This window comes from Cytobacillus massiliigabonensis (genome assembly GCF_900199725.1).
Lineage (GTDB): Bacteria > Bacillota > Bacilli > Bacillales > Cytobacillaceae > Cytobacillus > Cytobacillus massiliigabonensis.
This window is the reverse complement of the sequence record NZ_LT904904.1, coordinates 2,886,859-2,902,921: the sequence shown is the minus strand read 5'-3', so window position 1 is coordinate 2,902,921 and position 16,063 is coordinate 2,886,859. Positions and strand designations below refer to the sequence as shown.

Genomic DNA, 16,063 nt, shown 5'->3' with positions numbered 1-16,063 from the left:
GCATTCTCCTACAGATTGATAGAAATGTTATTCAAAGTCCCAATTCCATTTTTGATCTCATCACTATAGAAAAAGCCCTCAATCAAAACAAATTTTTCTCTTTTTGTCGTTGGAATTCGAATCTCGTTTTCAAATGTTAAGTTTTCACCAGGTTCTAATTTTTGGAGTCGGTTAGGCTTAAGCCAATGTTCCCCAGTTTTTTCTGCTTGTTCCTTCCAGTTATCATGGAAGTAATGCCATGCTTCGCTGTTCGTACCATCTATCATTAAAGCAGTATGTGTGACAGAACCGATTTTTCCGCCTAGCCGAACATCTTCAGGAGGCTTAATACGTATACAAACCATTGGAGTATTTAGCACAGAAGTACCTGTATTTTTGATTATCATATTGCCAATCACTGTCACTTCTTTGTCGTCCTCATCAATATCTGGGAGCATAACAGTGTAGCTGAACCATACACATGCCTCAGCAGTTTCCTTCGGCTTTTTTTTCAAAAACATATCGATCCCCCTTGCATATTCCGAAGATATCTTTACATTCTATGCATGAAATAAGATGAAATGTTTCGATTTATTTTTTCAATCAAAAAAGAGGAGCGGGAACTCCTCAGTTAACCAGCTGTATGAAATCAATTTCTTTTTAAATCCCTGTTGGTGTAGGTCCAGGTCCTGGAAACACTGTTGGACATTGAGGAGGGAAAGCCAATGGCGGACATACAAACGGCATATCAGGGCGTGGCTGACAGAAGTCTGCAGTAATTTCTAGTTTGACCATTGCCTCCATTTGAACGTTTTGGCATAGATTGATTGAGATATCAAGCTGCTGGAACTCGAATACTCCTGGAGTAATTCCAACTTGGCGGCAAATGATGTTTGCATCGCACTCAAAGTCAGTAATTTCACATTGAAGGAATGTACCTGGAGGTGCGCAAAGGAAGAACTTCTCAGATACAGCCCAAGCAATTGGATCAGAAGTACAGCTTAGACCAGCGGCGTTAGAAACTCGAACAACGATAAAGCCTTTTTTCAACACTTTTACCTTTTGAAGTGTAACAGTTGACCCATCAGGTAACTGGAATTGTCCACTCGCACGGCCTTCTGGCTGTGGGATCTCCTGGCAAAGAATGGCCCCAGGTGCTAACGGATCAATTGGATTTCCTTCTTCATCAGTAGGGAAGCATTCTACTGTCAGATTACCTCCTAGAAAAGCACATGGGTCACCTGCACCGCCTGGAGTAGGGGTTACGCCGCTTGGGCAATCAAATCCAATTTCAGGAAGAGAAGCAGGGCCGGTGAAGGCGATTAGTGGCACATCTGCTTGGCGAGTGACCCAGTCATAAACTTTATTTACTTTTATACATAAAGTTTCCTGGCCACCGCTTATTGATTTAAAATCCATGAAACAATCATCTCCTCAACTATTTTGTTAATAGGGCTGAGCCTACTGTATACTATGCGATTATCCTTGATCTGTGTTTAGGCTAGAGTGTATTTTTAGTTGTACATGTCGGGCGAAATTAGAGAAAGCAAATCTACGTACAGTTGACCCATACATAATATATTCCCTTCTTCTAGAGGTGTGATTTAAATTATCTATGAAATAAGCCTAATTCATTTAATGAAATCAGCTGTGAATCTCTAGTTTTTTGAACGTCAAACTTTTGATGAAAGGAGTATTCCTTCTATCCAGTTACACTTTTTCCCAGTAAGCATAGAATGAAAAAAAGAACTGGGCAAATGACTAAGGAGGAGAAACTGATGATTAGAAGGAATCAGTTTGAAAAGCTGACACATATACAGCTCCAACAGAAGGTAATTCATCTGGAATCTGAACTTTCCTTTTACCGAGCGGATAGTCAGACTAGAGATCGGAGGTATCTGGAACAAATCAATATGTTGAAAGGTGAAAATAAGCGGTTGAATTTAGAACTCTCTAAAATAACGAAAGCCGAAGGAACAAGTGATAAAGAAAGAGATGAATTAATAAATGATTATAATAAGCTTCTCATGGAAAATACAGCCTTGCAGCAAAGAATCACAATGCTTGAAAAAAATAATTTGTCCGAAGCGCATGAACAAATCCAACAGTATAAAGAAGAACTGAGGGAACGGGAGGAAGAATTGAACCAAAAAACTGAGGATTATGATCGGTTATTTAATCAATATGAAAAAATGGGCCATGACTTTCAGGGAATCAAGGAAAAACAGGAACAATTACAACAGAAAAACGTATCTTATCAACAGAAGATACCCCAATTGGAATTAGAAAAAATCGCTGCTCTTGAGTCTGCTAGTCATCTGCAAACGGAATTATCAGAAGCAAAATCCAAAATAAAAGAATTAGAATCACTGAAAATAGAAATGTTAAACCGTCTGGAGAACTATGTGAAAGATATGAGTAAATTAGAAGAAGCGAACAATCGGTATAATGAGGAAAAAATCACACTCCTAAATAAGATTGCTCATCTTGAAGAGGAAAATACTTCGATACATGAAAGTATTTCAAACATATCATCACAAAGGCAATCCGATGAAAAAAGACTAGAGAAAATCACTTCTAACTTAAATGAGGTTTTCGCAGAGACAAAGCAGTTAGTACGCATGACATCATCATTAAAACACCAATTGGAAGCAAAGACTATAGAACTTAGTCAAATAAGAAAAGAGAAGGAGATGCTCATGCAAGAAGTCAGTTTTCTTAAAGAAGAATATGATAAGTCTGAGGCTAAAAAGAATGAGTTAGAACACCAGATTGAAATCATGAGAAATGAATTGCTGAAAGCACAAAGTTCCTTATCGAAGCTTGAGAGATTTGAAACAGAGAAACTAAAGCTTAAAGAGGATTTAGAGTCAAAAATTGATGAATTTAATATGCTAACGGATCACTATCAGCGTGAGAAAGAATCGTACCTTAAAGTTCTTGAACACGTGCAAGATCAAGTAAATGTATATAAAGAAAGGTCTGAGCATTTCGATACCGAAAAAGGGTCTTGGTCAAAGCAAATTGATGAATTAAAAACTGAACTAAAAGAGACAAAAGCAACGATTGTGAAAATGGAAGAAATGGAACAGAATAATCTAAAGCTTACTGCAGAGCTTCAAGCGAAAGAGATTGAAATTTATAAAGCTAAGAAGGATGGAGAACGTGTACTCGCGCAGCAGCTAGAAAAATTCCAGGCAGAGATCGAACTTTATCGTTTGAAAATTAATCAGTACGAAAAAGACAGAGAAACTTGGGAAAAGCAAATGAAGCAAATGAAAGCTCAATTTAATGCTTTGGAATCTACTTTGGAGGAAAAAGAGAATTTTATTAAGCAATATATTAATCAGCCTATATCAAAATCAGCTCCTGAACACCGCCAGTCATACCAGCAAGTCGATTCAGCTAATCAAATGTATACACAAACTGAACAATCCGTGATAGATAAGAGCCACCCTAATCAGCAAAATAATTCCACACAGCAGTCAGATCAGATCCAACAACAGCAAGTTCAACAACAAGTCCAACAACAGGGCCAACAACAAGTCGATTGGTTTCAAAGAATGATGCAGCAGCAGCGTGGATACCAGCCCATTCCAAAAAGTCAAAGCGCCCAGCATGGTTCAATGGACTTTTTTACCTTACGTAATAAAACAACCCAGCCCACAGGAATGGGGAACTTCGGGAATCAAAGATAATTTGAAAAATTTAGACCTTCGTAATCCTGTTTTTAAAATAAAAAAAGCAGTTTATGAGGAAATGATATTACATTGTCAAGAAACACTGCCTTATGAAGCGTGCGGGTTACTATCAGGCATACAATCTAACGGCACAAAACTATGGAAAATAAAAAATGAATCTCTTAATTCTAACCGATTCTCTATGTCTAAAGAGTCAATTGAACTTACTTCAAAGAATGCAAATAAAATTGGTGAAAAGATTTCAGGTATATTTCACTCTCATCCAAGCTCACCTGCCTATCCATCTTCACATGATATTGGAAATACTCCTTATCCAGATTTAGCCTATTTAATTGTTTCTTTTTATAAAGGGAATGTAGAAGTCGGTTGTTTTCAAATAAATGATGGATTGGTAATCCCAATAAAATTAATCGTTGTGGATGAGTGAATGAAGACGGCGGGTCGAGCAGATCGCCGCTTCTTTTATTTATATCAGAGTTTTTCCTTGAAACAGAAAAATGGGTTTTAATCGAAACACGTCATATTTTTATGAAACATATAATTAAGAGTAAAGCACCTAAACATCCAGGAGGGAGAATTTTGATAAAAAAACAGGCAATAAAAATTCAAAAGAGATCTTTTGAATCTTACCAATCTCCGGAATCCATACCCTATATGGGAAATAAGATCAAGTCCAATACCATACCAGGTGGAGCGAATCCCATAAAACAGAAATATAAAAACGGTGGCTGTGGATGTGGAAGAAACCCAAAAAAGTCGTAGGACGAATGAATATTAGATATACCCAAGAAAAAGAAGCTACTCTATAATTTAGATAATAATTTTTATTAGTCGACCTTATTATGTAATTGCCTTTTTTGTAAACGAGCACATTATTCCAGTTGAATCGCTGATATAATGTGCTTGATTTTTTTACTGACGAACTAATTCAAATCCACTACCTACATATTGAAAATGGATTGTTGCGTATTGATAAACTCTATGCTCTATACCCTAAATGTCCTATAGTTATACTTCCTCCACTTTTACAAGTAACTAACTCTGTTATCAATTTGGCTTTGGTGTTTTTTTCAAAAGCATAGTAAAATAAAACAAAACAAGGAGGGAAACCAAATGAGCGAATGCAAATTAGATCATTCCCACGATGATGTAAAGGCTAAATACGAGCAGCAAATGAATTTTTTACCAAGTGATACAATCCACTTATTTGAGGACTTTTTTCAAAAGGAACATACTCAGGACATCTTAAATGAAGTTTTCCATCTATTAAAAAAGTACGATCTGTCATCAAATGAAGAAAAGGAAGAACGTATCAATCGTTTATATTTAGTATTAAAAAATGTATAAGAGATTTCTGCACCGCTGTGAGAATGTATGCAGCGGTGTTTTCTTATGTGTCAGTCTGATTCGAAGTTATGTACGAAGGTAAATCTGTATAGTGGAACAAAGCTGGTCATCATTCCATATGACTGATGCTTGTAATGATAGTTTTATTACCTGCATGAACAGGGATATTTAGAATAAATCGGTCTCCGAAACATATACTTGTACAAGAAAACGCATACATATTTTTACTCCATTAGAAATGAATGACTTATTTTAGGGGGAAATAAAATGCCAAAAACAATGTACAAGCTTGATTTAAGTAAACCAATGGAGGAGCAGATTCATCCTGGTCATAATAGATGGCATCCAGATATTCCGGCTGCCTTCTCTGTTGAACCTGGAACAGCTTTTCGAATGGAAGTTCAAGATTGGACGGACGGACAAATTAAAAATAATGATAGCCCAAATGATATTAGGGATGTGAATTTAGCACGAGTACATGTTTTGAGCGGTCCCGTTTATGTAAATGGCGTGGAACCAGGAGATCTTTTAGTAGTTGACATATTGGATATCGGCACATTTCAAGAATATGAATGGGGCTTTAACGGTATTTTTGCAAAAGAAAATGGCGGGAGCTTTTTAACAGACCATTATCCAGAAGCGGCAAAATCAATTTGGGATTTTGAAGGGATTTACACAACATCAAGACATGTACCGGGTGTAAAATTTGCTGGACTTATTCATCCTGGTTTAATTGGTGTTGCACCTTCACTTGAGCTTTTACAAAAATGGAATCAACGAGAAAATGAGCTAAAGATGTCAGATCCTGACCGGGTACCTCCACTTGCCAACACCCCTAACCCTGAAGCAGCAGTACTTGGCACCCTTAAAGGAGCCGAATTTGACCGAGTAGCAAAAGAGGGAGCAAGAACTGTTCCTCCAAGGGAAAATGGGGGAAATTGCGACATTAAAAATCTATCAAAAGGTTCAAGGATTTACTTCCCGGTTTTTGTTAAAGGCGCCAAACTTTCAGTAGGTGATCTTCATTTTTCACAGGGGGATGGGGAAATCACTTTTTGCGGTGGAATCGAGATGGCAGGATGGATAGACCTTAAGGTAGATGTCATTAAAGGGGGCATGGAAAAGTATAAAATTCAAGAAAATCCAGTATTCAAACCAGGTCCAGTTGATCCCCTTTATTCAGATTTCCTTGTATTTGAAGGAATATCAGTAGATGAAAAGGATGGAAAGCAGCATTATTTAGATGCTAATATCGCCTATAAAAGAGCCTGTTTAAATGCGATTGAATATTTAAAAACACTGGGTTATACAGGGGAGCAGGCATATATGTTATTAAGCACTGCTCCTGTTGAAGGACGAATTAATGGAATTGTCGATATTCCAAATGCATGCTGTACAGTTGCGATTCCAACACAAATATTTGATAAAGATATCATGCCGAAATAAATAGTTGGGAGGAGAGTTCTGATGCCCAGTTATACATTTTGCTGCCAAAATTGTGGTGATTTTACATTGGTTTTAAAAACAATGACTGGTAAAAAAGACCGGGCGGAATGTCCAGATTGTTTAGAAGAATCTACACGAGTGTATCTTCCGCCTAATCTTTTTTCTTACTCAAAAGAACTGCGAACCCGATTTGAAAAAGGAATAGAGCCACGCAGAATGACAAGGGAAGAATTGGGACCTAAGCAGAAAATAAAAAACAAATCAGCTAGCCGTCCTTGGCAAGTTGGAAATTGAAATAGTTTAAAGCGGCTGTTTAAACGGCCGTTTTTTACATATTATTTAAAAACTATTCAAAAGTAATTCCTATAACAATTGGGTTTTCTCACTGTGCGTTACCTAAGGTAATTTAAGTATCAAAAAAGCCATTTACAGCTAAAATTCGCAGGAAGAAAGAACTTTATAAAGGGCAGAAAATTCCTGTTTTACGTTTTATACATATTTCTTTTACAGTTGGGAAAATTATTTGTATCTTTAGGTTTAGGAGTTATTTAAATGGACAATAAAGTATTTATGCATATCAATCGATTATCTGGACGAGGTTCAGCAATTGATGTGCTGATGATTTGGATATCAAAAAGGATTCGTTTTGTATTTATATTTGTTTTGGTTTTCATGTGGTTTAGAAATGATTCCTACAAAAATGCTGCAAATAAAGCAGTATTGTCTATGGGAATTACATTGTTTATTCATACTTTAATTAAATGGTTTTATTTTAAACCACGTCCATTTGTAAAAAATCGTGTCGGTATACTTATTCCATCAAAAATAGATTCTACCTTTCCAAGTAAACATGCACTGCTAGTATTCGCTATTTCTACTTCTATCTTTCTTTATGACCGTTTCCTTGGTTCAATCATGTGGGTGCTATCAATATTGACGGGCTTCTCTCGTATTTGGGTAGGGCATCATTACCCATCTGATATAATCGGCAGTGCCTTTATTGCCTCCATAACCAGCATTATATTAGATAAAATCTCTCATTTAAATATTCATTTTATCCGTCAATAACATAATTCCTAATTGTATTTAATATGTGCGCACTGATTTTAATTCTATGTCTTCACCAAAAAATGCCCATCACAATGTGGGCATTTTTTGGTAAAGATTATTTATTTGTTAAAGACTTTAAATCAGGTCCTAATTCTTTCGCAAACTCTGCTAAAGCAAGATTGGTTTGTTTATCTCCATTTCTTCCCATTTGCATGCTATTCATAACCTTTTGAATAGGGCGCAACATATTGCTGCTTTGATTTCTTTTTAACCCATATGCAGCTGCACTAATTCCTAGACCTAATAAAGATGCCATGACAATACCTTTATTATTTTTTTTTCTGCCAAACATCTTCATCATGTTTTGCTTACTCATTGTATTGAAAAGCGCTGCTAGCCAGTTATTCATTTTCAAGCACTTCCTCTATAGAGAATTTAGAAGTGAATCTTTCACTTCCATTATCTAATATTTGCTTACAGGGGTTTGAAAATGCTGACATCTTTTTCAAAAGGACTTAATTTCATAAAACCAGCTGATAACTGCTTGAGACAAAAAATGTAATGAACAGACTCAAGCACATATAGGGAAAAAGATTTGGTACTATTTTTTCAGTCCATTAAAATATTGGTTATTATTTCTGAGGGTTCCTTTGAATAGATTTGAGAATGAAAATTTGCTACCTGAAGTTGATACCTATTTATTCCATCTTTATCTTGAAGAATGGAAAGGATTTGTTCACAAATATTTCCCTTGTTTAAATGAAACACAAGGCCAGCTTCCTTTAAATACTTTAAATTAATTTCCTCTTGACCAGGCAAAGCATCATAAATGAAAATAGGTTTCCGCTTAAAAAGACTTTCGCTATTTGTTACTCCTCCAGGTTTTGTTAAGATTGCATTTGCTTTTATAATTTTCATCATAAAAGACATAAATAACCATTCGTACAAGCGATAACGTTTATTTTTCTCTCTATTATTATAGCCAGAGTTTATATAAATGCTGTTGTATAACCTTGGAAATAAGTGAATCCATTTAAGGTAAATATGGGAAATGATTTTTTCTATTTTACCGTAACTAAAGCTTAAAATGGCGGTTTGGTCATGACGAGATGAAATTTGTAAAAAAGGCAGGAATAAAACAGTTTTCATTCGTTTTTCCATTTGACACCCCTACAGTTTAACTCAATCTTCAACAAATAAAATAATAGAACCAAATGGTACTTTTCCCATCTATTACTTATAAAAGTACCAGCATTCTTCCTGTATAATTTATCAGGAAGGAGGCATGACAATTGAACATATTATTCATTACTGTTTTAGTGTTTCTTCTTTATTATTTCTTTAAAAAAGGAAATAAAAACACGAAGGATGTCGTGATCAATAAATTGAAAATCAATGAAGAATTATCCAACGAACAACTTTCGAAATTAAATATTCTCCAGCTTTCTGATTTACACCTAGAAAATATTTCGATTTCTCCTAATGAACTTTATGAAAAATTAAAAGGTGAGCCTATTGATTTGATAGCACTTACCGGTGATTTTCTCGACCGAAAACGTACGATTCCGAAGCTAACCCCATATCTTGAAGTGTTGAATCAACTACAAGCCAAATATGGAATTTATGCTGTTTTAGGCAACCATGATTATGTCCTGCGTCAAAAGGATTTACAAAACTTAATTAAGACACTTGCTGCAAACAACTGCAAGGTTTTACAAAATGAAAATGACCTCATCTATGTACAGGGAACATGGGTTAATATCATTGGAATCGATGACTTTAGTACAAATCGAAGCAGCCTAGAAACTTCATATAAAGGAGTTACTTCAGGAACAAACTTAGTATTAACGCATGACCCAAATATTGTGCTGCACATGAAAAATTATCATTTTGATTATTTACTTGCCGGTCATTTCCACGGTGGACAAATTTGTTATCCCAAAGCCTATCACTTAGCCAAAATGGGAAAACTAGCCCGAATGAATATCATAAAGGGGTTTCATAAACAAGATGGAAAACCATTTTATATCAGTGAAGGGCTTGGTCAAACAGGTTTGAATATCCGTGTGGGGAGCCGTCCTGAAATCACCCTTCATGAGCTAACCTTAGTAATGGGCAAACAAAAAACTGTAAAAGCAATATAAAAGAAAAAGCTGTTTTTAACAGCTTTTTCTTTTTTTATAAAAAATTATCATAACAAAGAATTTTTCTCACTCCATGCCTGAACATATTTAGATAATTTATTTGTAGACATAAATAAATAGCTTGGATTATGGTGCTTAAGTACATCCCAGGCAGATGTTTTTTTGCTTGATAAAATCTCGATTGGCAAGAAAGCGAATCGTTTAAACCATTTATAGATAGGATGAGAAATGTCAATAATCTCAAATCCGAGTCTTTCACTGCCTTTGATTAACATGGTTATTCCAACGATCCCTTTGATCTTTTTAGAATGAGTATGATTTTGAATATAATTTTCTATTCCGGGTAAAGACATTTGAACGTACCTATAAATCATTTTTGCTTTTCTAATTTCACTGTTAATGTTTCTAAATTCCTTTAGCAGTCTTACATTGTGAAGATGAATCTTAACTAATGTATCATTTTTGTTTATCAATGTCCCATCTGAAAGAATAATTTTCCTGCCTTTATATTTTGTTAACCTCACTCTAAAAATGTTCCTCTCCTTACAAGAAGGGAATGTAAGACGAGTGCACTTCAAATAAAAAGGATCGATTATAAACCAAATGGAGATTAAGAAATCCCTCATGTTCCTATACTCCTTTTTCTTACCCATTTTTATATTATTTTTATCAAAAAAAGAAATCTTTACTTATGGTAATTTAGGCCTGAATTAGGTATCAAAAAAGATATTCAGCTATGTTGTTAATCACTTTTTTCTGTATAAAGTCGATAAGTAAACAAACTATAATTTTATAGGTTTAACAAATGAATGAAGTAAGTAAACAAGAATGGGGAGAGTTTATGGAATTCATTGAACGTTTGTTTGCTCAATATGGATATTTGGTGTTGTTATTCGGTCTGCCCTTGGAATTAATTGCTCTTCCGATACCTCCAGGAAACTCAACACTTGCATACACCGGATATTTAGCACACAAGAATGTTCTCGAACTTCTGCCATCTTTAGCAATGGCACATTCTGGAACGGTGCTCGGAGTATCAATAGCATATTGGATTGGAAACAAGCTGGGTATGCCACTTATCGAAAAATACGGAAAATGGCTATTCCTGAAACCAGAATATGTAAAGAAAACAAGAATAGCTTACGAGAAATATGGCAACAAAATGCTTTTATTTGGTTTCTTCTTGCCGGGAGTCAGGCAGTTTAACAGCTACTTTGCGGGCATTATTCAAGTTCCATATCGAACCTTTGCATTATATGCATATACAGGGGCATCCTTATGGGTTTCCATATTCATCGGTATCGGTTATGTGTTCGGTAATCAATGGCAGTTAGTTTTCACTTGGATAGAACATTTTATGAAGTTTATCTTAATCATATTATTTAGTATGTTAATTATTTTTCTCTTTTTAAAATGGCGTACTCAGGTGAAAAAGAGGTTGGACATTCAAAAAGGGAAATCGTAGGAAACTGTCAATGATTTATCCATTCCTTTTTGCAAGAATTTTATTATATTGAAGCGATGCTTTTTACATTACTCCTTTCAAATAATCTTTAAATTGGTGTGGGGAAGCATTTTTTTATCTACCTATTAAGTCTGGAGTTTTGAAAAATTTATATTTATTAATTTATGGATACTGAGGAATGTATCCTTAATAAAAACGGATCAAGTAATTTTTATGAAAAAATTAATAAACAAAAGACCTGTGTTTACCATTATGAAATCTAGGAAACGCTCAGTTTTAGTGTGGATTTTTTTCGTTTTACAATTTTTTTGTAGCTATTAAAATATTATTTTAACTATCTATTTTTTGTGGTATGATGGATCTATAAAGTGTTATTAACTTATATATATAGAAAACTGACATAAATGTAAGGGAAGTGTCTGAATTGAAGGAATCTCATCAGCCGATTTTTGATTTAGCAATTCGCACAGCCGATATGCTGGTTAAAATGTTCGGTTCCCGTTGTGAGGTAGCTGTTCATGATTTTGCTGATCTAAAGAAATCACTCATTCATATTGCTGGGAATGTGACAGGGAGAGAAATCGGATCTCCTATAACAGACCTTGTCCTAAATGAATTGGCAAAACAGAAAAGAGATATAGAAGATATTCCTAATTATAAAACGCAATCGAAGAAAGGGAATATCATGAAATCGGCTACTATTTTCCTGCGTGATCAGGAAAGCAAAGTAATTGGCGCATTATGTATAAATTACGATATCAGCCTCCTCATGCAATTCGGCGGAGAAATTGAAGAATTTATCAATTTTGATGAGCAGCAGGCAAAATCAGAAAGCTTCTTTACCTCTGTTCAGGATGTGACACATGAAATGGTGGAACAAGTTCTCCATGGCTTTAAAAAAGCACCTTCATTAATGAGTTTAGATGAGAAGGTGGAATGTGTTCGTCAGCTTGAAGAGAAGGGGACATTCCTTATAAAGGGAGCGACTGAATATGTCGCATCCGTACTAGGTGTCTCCAAGTTTACCGTATACAATTATTTGCAAAAAATTAGGACGATGAATGAGTTCCAGACAGAAGAGCTAGCTGAGCATAAGTAATTCTCATCCATTCAATTATAAATAAAGGAGCTTATGAAATGAAATATAGATCAGCTTTTGACATCATTGGACCCGTTATGATCGGTCCTTCCAGTTCTCATACAGCAGGTGCGGCGAGGATTGGACGTGTTGCCAGAACATTATTTAACCGTTTGCCGAAGAAAGCAGTGATTTCTTTATATGGATCTTTTGCAAAAACGTATAAAGGACATGGAACAGATGTGGCTATCGTCGGCGGGTTATTAGATTTTGATACATTTGATGAGCGTATCCCCACTTCGCTTCAGCTTGCAGAGGAAGCAGGAATGGAAGTTGTTTTTCAAGTAGAAGATACAGTGACAGAACATCCGAATACGGTTCGCATTAATTTATATGATGACAAAGGTGATTTAGAGGTGGTTGGAATTTCGATTGGCGGTGGAACGATTGAAATAACAGAGCTAAACTCCTTTGAATTGAAATTATCTGGTGAACATCCAGCGATTCTTGTTGTTCATAATGATCAGTTTGGTGTGATTTCAGCTGTTACGCAAATATTAGCGAATCATGAAATTAATATTGGGCATATGGAAGTTTCCAGAAAAGAAAAAGGAAAAATGGCATTAATGGTCATTGAAGTCGACCAAAAGATCGACCAAGAGATCATGAAAGAAATCGAAAAGCTGCCAAATGTAACGCAGACGATTAGAATGGTTGACTAAGAAAAGCGGAGGCGGCTCGTTCACCCCCGACAAGCATAAGACGAACTGGTTGGAAGGTTGTTCTTTAACCTTCTAGCCAGTTTGGCTTATGACCTCGAGGGGGTAGCCGCCAAAGCTAAACAATCCGAAAAGCGGAGGCGGCTTGCCCAGGGGCGACAAGCATAAGTCGAATCGGCAGGAAGGCTGCTCTTTAGCCTTCTTGCCGAGTTGGCTTATGACCTCGAGCCCCTAGCCGCCAAAGCTAGACAATTCTCTAACTCCAAAGTAATACAATCTTATCTTTTAAAAAAGTAAGTTGTGAATTTTTAACTAAAATGAAAGCAGCCAAGAATTAGGGGTGAAATCATGTTATTCAGAAACGTAGCGGAGCTTGTTGAACTTGCAGAAAGTAAACAAGTGAAAATAGCAGAAATTATGATTCAGCAGGAAATGGAAGTGACAGGTCTTTCAAGAGAAGAGATCATCGCTAAGATGGATCGAAACTTAACTGTGATGGAACAAGCGGTAGAGCGAGGATTGAACGGTGTGACTTCTGTTTCTGGTTTAACAGGGGGAGATGCAGTCCTTCTGCAGAAATATATTCAAAGTGGAAAAGCTTTATCCGGAAATATCCTATTGGATGCGGTAAGCAAAGCGGTTGCAACGAATGAAGTGAATGCTGCCATGGGAACAATCTGTGCAACACCAACTGCTGGTTCAGCTGGAGTTGTTCCTGGTACATTATTTGCCGTGAAAGAAGTATTAAACCCTACAAGAATGGAAATGATTGAATTTTTATTCACGTCCGCAGCCTTTGGATTTGTTGTAGCGAATAATGCGTCCATTTCGGGAGCTGCTGGCGGTTGTCAGGCTGAAGTGGGATCTGCAAGCGGAATGGCTGCTGCTTCGATTGTTGAGCTGGCTGGCGGGACACCTCGCCAAGCGGCTGAAGCGATGGCGATTACATTGAAAAATATGCTAGGTCTTGTTTGTGACCCTGTTGCTGGATTAGTGGAAGTGCCTTGTGTAAAAAGAAATGCTATGGGTGCTTCTAATGCGATGACGGCTGCCGATATGGCTTTAGCAGGAATTACAAGCCGAATCCCATGTGATGAAGTTATACATGCGATGTTCCTTATTGGGCAATCCATGCCATCAGCACTTAGGGAGACCGCAGAAGGTGGACTTGCTGCCACACCTACCGGAAGAAGGTTGGAAGCTGAAATTTTTGGAAAGAAAAATTAGTAGGATATTCAATGCCTAGGTCCTGATTAATAATAGGATTTAGGCTTTTTCTTTCTTAGTAGTCAGCAATTAATACTTCCAAAAATTTCATTGAACATTATAAAAAGTGTAAATAAATATACACAGATTCCTTATAGGAACAATGATAATATAAAATTACCAAAAAAATAGGGAGCGATTTTTATGGAGGAGATACTAAAGCAAATATTATCTGGGATGAATGAAATGAAGCAAGAAATAGCTGAAATCGGCAAAAACATTAAAACAGTTGAACATAGGCTGGACCGCTTAGAAAAAATGGACAGCATTGAACATAGAGTAGAAGTGAATCAAATTGACTTGACTGATATTAAAGAGATTTTGGAGAAAATGGATTCATTTCAAACAGATGTACTTAAGGACTTTTTCCAAATATTTAAAGGCAATTCATTTAATAAAGTCCTTCAAGAAGAATTAGGTTTAATCAATCAGCGATTAGATGCCCAATTAACGAAAATTGCAAAAAACGAAGAAGCAATCTTAATGATTGAAGGGAAAAATAATAAAGTGAGCTAAGCTATGCACAATCATCAGGCGCTTATATGGCGCTTTTTTTATTTTCCTAGAAAGGAACCTGTGTATTAAGGTAATAAATTTCTGATATAGAATTCAAGAGCTATAACTAGAAGTAACCCTTCTGAATTGCAGGAAGGGTCACTTATTATACTCTCTGTACCAATCAACAAATTCGGATAAACCTTTATCAATCGATGTTTGAGGATAAAACCCCACATCGGTTTGCAAATCGGATATATCAGCATAAGTTTCTTTTACGTCACCTGGCTGCATGGGCGCAAATTCTATTTTTGCCTTTTTGCCGGTTAAGTTCTCTAAAGTATGGATGAAATCCATTAATTTAACCGGTTGATTGTTGCCGATATTATATATTTTATATGGGGCATAGCTTGAGCTTGGAATTGGATTTTGCCTATCCCAATGTTCGTTATATTTTGGAGGGTGATCAAGCAAAAGGATTATGCCATTGACTATATCGTCTATATAAGTAAAATCTCTTCGCATTTCTCCATTATTAAACACCTTTATTGTTTTCTCCTCTATAATATTTTTCGTAAACGAATAATAAGCCATATCAGGTCTGCCCCAAGGACCATAGACCGTAAAGAACCGAAGCCCCGTGGTTGGTATATTAAATAGATGGCTATAAGTATGAGCCATTAATTCATTGGCTTTTTTTGTGGCAGCATATAAACTTACTGGATGATCAACGGAGTCATTAGAAGAAAACGGAATATTCCTATTAGCTCCATAAACGGAACTGGATGAAGCATATATCAAGTGTTCTACACTATAATGTCTGCATGCTTCCAAAATATTCATAAACCCAACCAGATTTGAGTCAATATAGGAATGCGGGTTCTCGAGGCTGTAGCGTACCCCAGCTTGTGCTGCCAAATTTACAACTATTTTAATATTTTTAGTTTTAAAAATTTCATTTACCTTTTCTCTATTTGTCAAATCTATCTTGTGAAATTCAAAGTCTGTGTTAGTTTCTAGCAGTTTCACCCGGTCTAGCTTTAAACGAACATTATAGTATTCATTTAGATTATCAACACCAATAACATGATAACCAAGAGTTAACATATGCTTTGATAAGTGGTACCCAATGAAGCCTGCTGCTCCGGTTACTAAGATATTCATTGTGTTTCTTCCAATTCTTCTTTATTGTTTTCATTCACTAGATTCATCACTTGTATTTTTTCAATGAACCTTCGACGGAATCGACTCTTCATGTTTCTGCTCCTTTAAAAGGGAATGTAGGTTTAAGCTTCCATATTTTATATTCAATAGATCACAAGATGTATATGCGTCAGCCTACCAGACATCAGGTTGGGCAAGTATATTTGTGC

The 16,063-nt window shown here is 36.0% G+C and carries 19 protein-coding genes; 13 read left to right on the top strand and 6 right to left on the bottom strand.

What is annotated here, in order from left to right; genetic code table 11:
• Window positions 1-8: 8 nt before the first annotated feature.
• Both C1726_RS25530 and C1726_RS25525 read right to left on the bottom strand, forming a co-directional pair.
• Complete coding sequence (locus C1726_RS25530; RefSeq protein ID WP_102275723.1) at window positions 9-500, bottom strand: hypothetical protein; 492 nt, start codon at window positions 498-500, stop codon at window positions 9-11.
• Between the two features lie 139 nt (window positions 501-639).
• Window positions 640-1,398 (bottom strand): BMQ_0737 family morphogenetic spore coat protein, encoded by a 759-nt coding sequence (locus C1726_RS25525; RefSeq protein ID WP_102275722.1) that lies wholly within the window; start codon window positions 1,396-1,398, stop codon window positions 640-642.
• Window positions 1,399-1,757: 359 nt separating this feature from the next.
• Between C1726_RS25525 and C1726_RS25520 the strand changes: the two genes are divergently transcribed.
• From C1726_RS25520 to C1726_RS25490, 7 genes are all read left to right on the top strand, one after another.
• The gene (locus tag C1726_RS25520; protein ID WP_102275721.1) at window positions 1,758-3,677 is read left to right on the top strand and encodes a coiled-coil domain-containing protein; all 1,920 of its coding nucleotides are present in this window, start codon (window positions 1,758-1,760) and stop codon (window positions 3,675-3,677) included.
• A 1-nt stretch (window position 3,678) separates the two neighbouring features.
• Window positions 3,679-4,107: a Mov34/MPN/PAD-1 family protein gene (locus C1726_RS25515; RefSeq protein WP_180968303.1), complete on the top strand. Its 429-nt coding sequence runs from the start codon at window positions 3,679-3,681 to the stop codon at window positions 4,105-4,107.
• Window positions 4,108-4,259: 152 nt separating this feature from the next.
• Window positions 4,260-4,442: a hypothetical protein gene (locus tag C1726_RS25980; protein ID WP_142385112.1), complete on the top strand. Its 183-nt coding sequence runs from the start codon at window positions 4,260-4,262 to the stop codon at window positions 4,440-4,442.
• A gap of 351 nt (window positions 4,443-4,793) precedes the next feature.
• Window positions 4,794-5,027 (top strand): group-specific protein, encoded by a 234-nt coding sequence (locus tag C1726_RS25505; protein WP_102275718.1) that lies wholly within the window; start codon window positions 4,794-4,796, stop codon window positions 5,025-5,027.
• A gap of 267 nt (window positions 5,028-5,294) precedes the next feature.
• Window positions 5,295-6,473 (top strand): formamidase, encoded by a 1,179-nt coding sequence (gene fmdA / locus C1726_RS25500; RefSeq protein ID WP_102275717.1) that lies wholly within the window; start codon window positions 5,295-5,297, stop codon window positions 6,471-6,473.
• Window positions 6,474-6,494: 21 nt separating this feature from the next.
• Window positions 6,495-6,767 (top strand): FmdB family zinc ribbon protein, encoded by a 273-nt coding sequence (locus C1726_RS25495; protein ID WP_102275716.1) that lies wholly within the window; start codon window positions 6,495-6,497, stop codon window positions 6,765-6,767.
• Window positions 6,768-7,025: 258 nt separating this feature from the next.
• The gene (locus tag C1726_RS25490) at window positions 7,026-7,541 is read left to right on the top strand and encodes an undecaprenyl-diphosphatase (RefSeq protein ID WP_102275715.1); all 516 of its coding nucleotides are present in this window, start codon (window positions 7,026-7,028) and stop codon (window positions 7,539-7,541) included.
• A 97-nt stretch (window positions 7,542-7,638) separates the two neighbouring features.
• Here C1726_RS25490 and C1726_RS25485 read toward each other — a convergent pair whose 3' ends face one another.
• On the bottom strand, window positions 7,639-7,932 hold the full coding sequence (locus C1726_RS25485) for a hypothetical protein (protein ID WP_102275714.1): 294 nt from the start codon (window positions 7,930-7,932) through the stop codon (window positions 7,639-7,641).
• Window positions 7,933-8,132: 200 nt separating this feature from the next.
• Complete coding sequence (locus C1726_RS25480; protein WP_102275713.1) at window positions 8,133-8,684, bottom strand: hypothetical protein; 552 nt, start codon at window positions 8,682-8,684, stop codon at window positions 8,133-8,135.
• A gap of 131 nt (window positions 8,685-8,815) precedes the next feature.
• Between C1726_RS25480 and C1726_RS25475 the strand changes: the two genes are divergently transcribed.
• Window positions 8,816-9,667, top strand: coding sequence for a metallophosphoesterase (locus C1726_RS25475; protein WP_102275712.1), 852 nt, complete (start codon window positions 8,816-8,818; stop codon window positions 9,665-9,667).
• Between the two features lie 47 nt (window positions 9,668-9,714).
• Here the strand turns inward: C1726_RS25475 and C1726_RS25470 are convergent, their stop codons facing one another.
• On the bottom strand, window positions 9,715-10,293 hold the full coding sequence (locus C1726_RS25470; RefSeq protein ID WP_102275711.1) for a YkoP family protein: 579 nt from the start codon (window positions 10,291-10,293) through the stop codon (window positions 9,715-9,717).
• A gap of 179 nt (window positions 10,294-10,472) precedes the next feature.
• Between C1726_RS25470 and C1726_RS25465 the strand changes: the two genes are divergently transcribed.
• From C1726_RS25465 to C1726_RS25445, 5 genes are all read left to right on the top strand, one after another.
• Window positions 10,473-11,132: a DedA family protein gene (locus tag C1726_RS25465; protein ID WP_235822851.1), complete on the top strand. Its 660-nt coding sequence runs from the start codon at window positions 10,473-10,475 to the stop codon at window positions 11,130-11,132.
• Window positions 11,133-11,547: 415 nt separating this feature from the next.
• On the top strand, window positions 11,548-12,231 hold the full coding sequence (locus tag C1726_RS25460) for a helix-turn-helix transcriptional regulator (RefSeq protein WP_235822850.1): 684 nt from the start codon (window positions 11,548-11,550) through the stop codon (window positions 12,229-12,231).
• 38 nt (window positions 12,232-12,269) lie between these two features.
• A complete protein-coding gene (sdaAB, locus tag C1726_RS25455; RefSeq protein WP_102275709.1) occupies window positions 12,270-12,932 on the top strand; it encodes an L-serine ammonia-lyase, iron-sulfur-dependent subunit beta in 663 nt (220 codons plus the stop codon).
• Window positions 12,933-13,277: 345 nt separating this feature from the next.
• Window positions 13,278-14,156: an L-serine ammonia-lyase, iron-sulfur-dependent, subunit alpha gene (gene sdaAA, locus C1726_RS25450; RefSeq protein ID WP_102275708.1), complete on the top strand. Its 879-nt coding sequence runs from the start codon at window positions 13,278-13,280 to the stop codon at window positions 14,154-14,156.
• A gap of 183 nt (window positions 14,157-14,339) precedes the next feature.
• On the top strand, window positions 14,340-14,711 hold the full coding sequence (locus C1726_RS25445) for a hypothetical protein (protein ID WP_102275707.1): 372 nt from the start codon (window positions 14,340-14,342) through the stop codon (window positions 14,709-14,711).
• Window positions 14,712-14,849: 138 nt separating this feature from the next.
• On the opposite strand, the gene C1726_RS25440 is transcribed toward C1726_RS25445, so the two are convergent.
• Window positions 14,850-15,854, bottom strand: coding sequence for an NAD-dependent epimerase (locus C1726_RS25440; protein WP_102275706.1), 1,005 nt, complete (start codon window positions 15,852-15,854; stop codon window positions 14,850-14,852).
• Window positions 15,855-16,063 lie beyond the last annotated feature (209 nt).